Consider the following 5,039-nt stretch of genomic DNA (forward strand, 5'->3'; position numbering starts at 1 on the left):
GGCGCTCGGCGTTGAACGGTCGTGGGAAAGCCCACCGTCAGCGCCGGCTGATGCGACCGAACGCCGCACCCAGAGCCCGGCCAACGCCTTGTCCTGCAATGGACGTCATGGGCGATCTATTGCACTATTAACACCGGCTTACGCATCCGACCAATGTCTTATCGGCGTATGAATAACGGCGCGGTAGCAATGCCGATATCCGCTCCGACCAACCGGTCGGTTCGGCGGATCGTGCCACCGCGCCCGGAATGCCGACACGCCTGTGCTCGGCTTCGACCAACCGTGGAATGTCGTGTCCATGAATAAAGGTAATCTCGCGCACGCTACAAAGCTCTGTCTGGGGCTTGGCGTACTGATCGTTCTGGCAGGTTGTAGCCAGAGTCCGGTCCAGGATCCGTTCTGGTTCTTGCATCCGAACGGGCCGATCGCTCGGGCATCGATCTTCTATCTCGTTGTTGACGTGTTGCTGCTTTCCGTCGTGATCGTGCCGGCCACCGCGCTGGTGATCTGGACGTTCTGGCGCTATCGACGCGGCGGCTCGGGTGAATATGACCCGACCTATAATCACTCGATCCCGATCGAGGTGATCGTCTGGGGCATTCCCCTGCTCGTGGTCGTGGTGCTGTCTTATTTCAGCTATCACGGCGCCCGTGATGTCGCCCCGTACAACCCGGAAGTGCTCAACGAGATCGATGACAACGGCCAGGCGCCGCTGCATATCCAGGTGATCGCCACCGATTGGCAATGGTTGTTCATCTACCCGGATCAACACATCGCCATGAGCAATCGCCTGGTGGTGCCGACCAATCGCAAGATTGCGCTGGAGCTGACCTCGGTATCGGTGACCAACGATTTTTACGTGCTCAAGGTCGTCAACCAGATCTACATGATGCCGGGCATGCGCACCAAGCAGCATTTCCTGGTGGAGCGCCCGGGCACGTATCAAGGTTTCTCGACCGAGTTCTCGGGCCCCGGCTTCTCCTGGATGAACTACAAGATGCTGTCGGTACCGCCGGACGTGTTCGATCAATGGGTGCGACGGGCGCGGCTGTCGGGCAACCGCATGGAATGGAAGCAGTTCAAGCAGTTTGCGAAGCCGACGATCAATACCGGCAATCAGTGGTCGCTTTATAGCGATATCGACAATGACCTGTTCACACACGTCATTCATGCCGTCAACGACGGGACGTTGAAGTACACCTGGCCGGCACGTTTTTCCGAAGACATGACCTCGGCCGAGTTCGAACGTAAGTTCGGCACCGGTGATGCCCAGGCCAATCCGGATGGCACCACCGCCGACGCGCCGCAGAACACTCCCGATCGATAAGGGCAGCAACATTATGTTTATGGACGTACAAGGGCCATCGAACGCGTTGTTCGGACGCCTGCCCATGATTCTGGATCTGCACTACGACAATCCGTGGCTTATCTTCGCCGCGGGCCTGGTCGTGATAGGCGGTATCGGGATCGTCGGGCTTTTGACTTATTTCAAACTGTGGGGCTGGCTCTGGAAAGACTGGCTGACCACTGTCGATCACAAGAAGATCGGCATCATGTACATCATCGTGGGCCTGGTGATGCTGTTCCGTGGCTTTTTCGAAGCCGCGATGATCCGTACCCACCAAGCCATGGCCGTGGGCCCGGATTCGCCCGGCTTTCTGGGCGCGGTACACGGGTATCTCACGCCGTTTCATATCAGCGAGATCTTCACGGTGCACGGCACCATCATGATCCTGCTGGCGGTCACGCCGATTCTCGTGGGCTTCATGAACCTGATCGTGCCGATCCAGATCGGCGCCCGGGACATGGCCTATCCGTTCTTGAACGCGGTGGGCCTGTGGCTGACCACCGTTGCCGCCGCGCTGTGCATGGTGTCCCTGTTCGTCGGCTCGTTCTCGCATGCCGGCTGGGTGGGCCTGACACCGCTGACACAACTCGACTACTCGCCGGGGGTCGGGGTTGATTACTGGATATGGATCATTCAGATATCCGCCATCGGCTCGACGGTGGGTGCGCTCAACCTGATCGCTACCATCCTGAAGATGCGCGCGCCGGGCATGACCATGATGCGCATGCCGATCTTCTCGTGGACGACGCTGGCCACCAATATCATCGGCCTGACCTCGTTCCCGCTGCTGACGGTTGCCCTGTTCCTGCTCACGCTGGATCGTTACATCGGCACGCATTTCTTCACCGCCGATGGCGGTGGCAACTTCATGATGTACACCAACCTGTTCTGGCTCTGGGGCCATCCGGAGGTGTATTTCGTGGTGCTGCCGGCGTTCGGGTTCCTGTCGGAAATCATCCCGACGTTCTCGGAAAAGCCGCTGTTCAACCACACCAGCATGATCGTGGCCACGATGGGTATCGCGGGCGTGTCCTGGCTGGTCTGGCTGCACCATTTCTTCATCATGGGCGCCGGGCCACAGGTCAACACCTTCTTCTCCATCGCCACCATGCTGGTGGGCATCCCCACCGGGGTGAAGGTCTTCAACTGGGCCTTCACCATGTACAAGGGCCGCGTGCGTCTGGAAGCGCCGATGCTATGGGCGTTGGCCGCCGTGCTGATGCTCATCGGCGGCGGCATGACCGGCATGATGCTGGCCATCCCGGCGATCAACTATGTCTCGCATAACAGCGTGTTCGTGGTTGCTCACTTCCACAACATGTTCCTGATCATCGCGTTCGCGATCTTCGGGGCGGTGACGTTCTGGTGGCCCAAAGCCTTCGGCTTCTATCTGGACGACCGCCTGGGCCGGATCTTCTTCTGGCTGTTCTGGGCCGGCTCGGTCTTCGTGTTCGTGCCGATGTATGCGCTGGGCTTTCTGGGCATGACGCGTCGGCTGGATTACATCGCCCATCCGAGCTGGTGGCCGCTGCTGGCCATGGAAGTCATCGGCATCGCGCTGTATGTCGCCTCGGTGGCTGCTTTCGTGCTGCAGATGTATATCTCGATTCGTGATCGCAAGCAGAACGCCGTGCGCACCTCGGACGCGTGGGAAACCTCGCGCAGCCTGGAATGGCTGACGCCCTGCCCGCCGCCGTTCTACAACTTCGCGGCCTCGCCGATCGTGCACTCCAACGACGAATGGGCATGGCGCCGTGAGCATGGCATCACCACGCTCAGGGCTGAAAAGTACAACGACGTGCACATGCCCAAGAACAGCGCGGTACCGGTGGTACTGGCGTTCTTCACCATGGCGTTTGGCTTCGCCGGGGTCTGGCGCATCGAGTGGCTGTTCGTGGCCTCCATCATCGGCATCACGGCCACGCTGGTTTTCCGCATGTTCCAGAAGGACATCGACTACAACATCCCCGCGGCCGAGGTCGAGGCGATGGAGAACGAGACGTTGTCGAACATGGATACCGAGGCCCAGGAAAGCGTGCGACAGACCGGCGAGCTCGAAGATGGCCCGGTTCGTGACGGCCACGCGCATAACGCTTGAGGAGTACGAAAAATGTCTCTTGATGCCAACAAAGTGACCGACACGAGCCATATTCAGCTCTTCTCGGACAAGCCTGATCATCACGATTCGATCAGCCTGCGTTCTCTGGGTTTCTGGCTCTACATGATGAGCGACGCCATGATTTTCGCCGGGCTGTTCGCAGCCCACGGCGTCTATCTGGAGGCCTACGGCACCAGCAATATCACGGCCGACCAGGTCATCGACCCGGTCACCGCCCTGCTGCCCACGTTGGTGTTGTTCGCCAGCGTGCTGGTTTTCGGCATGGCGAGCGTCGCGCTCGCGCGCGGCGACAAGGCCGGCACCGTGCGCTGGATGCTGGTTTCGCTGGCGATGGGCGTGTTCTTCCTGCTCGACGAAACAGCCGAGTTCGCCAGCCTTGCCAGCGAGGGCGCCACGCCACAGGCCAGCGCGTTTCTCTCGGATTTCTGGACCATCATCTGGGTACACGCCGCCCACGTCTTCTTCGGCCTGATCTGGATGGCCGCACTGACGATCCAGATTGCGCGTGAAGGCTTCACCGAAGGCTCGGTGGGGCGTTTCATCAACCTGCGTATCTTCTGGTTCTTTCAGGCCGTGATCTGGGTCTGCGTCTATGTCTTCGTCTATCTGATGGGAGTGAGCTGATGTCTGCCCATGAATACGATCCGCTCGATCATCCCGAGGTTCGCTCGGCCAGCATGTTCAAGTACGGGCTGGCGTTTTTCATCGGCATGGCGCTCATGGTCGTGGCATGTGTCATCACCCTGGATGACGGCATGAGCCAGCTCGCCACGCTGATCTGGATCGGCATTCTGGCGTTGATCGCGGTCTGTGCCCAGCTGTATCTGTTGTTCAAGCTGGACTTGTCGAAGACCATGATCTGGCACACCGTGTCGGCCGTCGCCACGATTCCGCTGTTCTTCATCGCCATCGTGCTGACCATGTGGATGTTCCATCACCTGGAAATGCGCACCATGCTCGGCGCCGGCTGACACAGCCGCTTCGTTGCCGTTCATGCATAAAGCCCTGCTCTGCCGAGCGGGGCTTTTCTCTTATGGGGCCTCGTTCCTCAGGCAATCCGCCGATGGGCGCCGATAAACGCAGATGGCGGACGAGGATTGAGTCGTTTCGGCCGTGGGGCGCCACTAGTTTTCGAAGCTTCGTTCTTTTAAAACTATCCGCAGATTTCACAGGTTGCGCAGATTCTTGGCGGTTTGCTTTTGAGTCGTTTCGATATGCGGGCGCTACGGTTTTCGAGTCGTTAGGCTAGTTTTTTATTCGCAGATGGACGCCGATGACCGCCGATGGCGGATTGGTTCCGCTTCCTCGATGCTTCTGGGCGCCGCTGCTGTTTCCGGCTTCGTTCTTTGAGAGCGCTCCGCGCGTCTTACGGTTTGCATGAACTTATGATCGGCACTGCATGGCTGTTTTGATCGTCGCGGATAATGCACCCGCTTGAATGAACAAACTTATCCTCATCTAGCCGCTTACGCCGCTTGCACTCGTGGCGCCAACGAGCAGGATTCGAGCGACGCTAGATACCATCTCGCCCGACTGAAACCAAGCGGCTCACCGAGCGATCTGAGGCTGATA

At 59.2% G+C, this 5,039-nt stretch carries 4 protein-coding genes; all 4 read left to right on the plus strand.

What is annotated here, in order from left to right:
• The first annotated feature begins 298 nt into the window (after positions 1 to 298).
• Positions 299 to 1,327 carry a ubiquinol oxidase subunit II gene (locus tag SAJA_RS13170; protein ID WP_245963329.1) on the plus strand — a complete coding sequence of 343 codons (1,029 nt, stop codon included), beginning with the start codon at positions 299 to 301 and terminating at the stop codon, positions 1,325 to 1,327.
• A gap of 64 nt (positions 1,328 to 1,391) precedes the next feature.
• Complete coding sequence (locus SAJA_RS13175) at positions 1,392 to 3,446, plus strand: cbb3-type cytochrome c oxidase subunit I (protein WP_221180243.1); 2,055 nt, start codon at positions 1,392 to 1,394, stop codon at positions 3,444 to 3,446.
• A gap of 12 nt (positions 3,447 to 3,458) precedes the next feature.
• Positions 3,459 to 4,091: a cytochrome c oxidase subunit 3 gene (locus SAJA_RS13180; protein WP_123659134.1), complete on the plus strand. Its 633-nt coding sequence runs from the start codon at positions 3,459 to 3,461 to the stop codon at positions 4,089 to 4,091.
• On the plus strand, positions 4,091 to 4,438 hold the full coding sequence (locus SAJA_RS13185) for a hypothetical protein (protein WP_221180244.1): 348 nt from the start codon (positions 4,091 to 4,093) through the stop codon (positions 4,436 to 4,438). Before SAJA_RS13180 ends, SAJA_RS13185 begins: the two co-directional genes overlap by 1 nt.
• Positions 4,439 to 5,039 lie beyond the last annotated feature (601 nt).

This window comes from Salinisphaera japonica YTM-1 (assembly GCF_003788585.1).
In the GTDB taxonomy this organism is placed as follows: domain Bacteria; phylum Pseudomonadota; class Gammaproteobacteria; order Nevskiales; family Salinisphaeraceae; genus Salinisphaera; species Salinisphaera japonica.

Coding starts and splice junctions, on each gene's coding strand:
- SAJA_RS13180 (WP_123659134.1), top strand. CDS start 3,459: ATGTCTCTTGATGCCAACAAAGTGACCGACACGAGCCATATTCAGCTC.
- SAJA_RS13170 (WP_245963329.1), top strand. CDS start 299: ATGAATAAAGGTAATCTCGCGCACGCTACAAAGCTCTGTCTGGGGCTT.
- SAJA_RS13185 (WP_221180244.1), top strand. CDS start 4,091: ATGTCTGCCCATGAATACGATCCGCTCGATCATCCCGAGGTTCGCTCG.
- SAJA_RS13175 (WP_221180243.1), top strand. CDS start 1,392: ATGATTCTGGATCTGCACTACGACAATCCGTGGCTTATCTTCGCCGCG.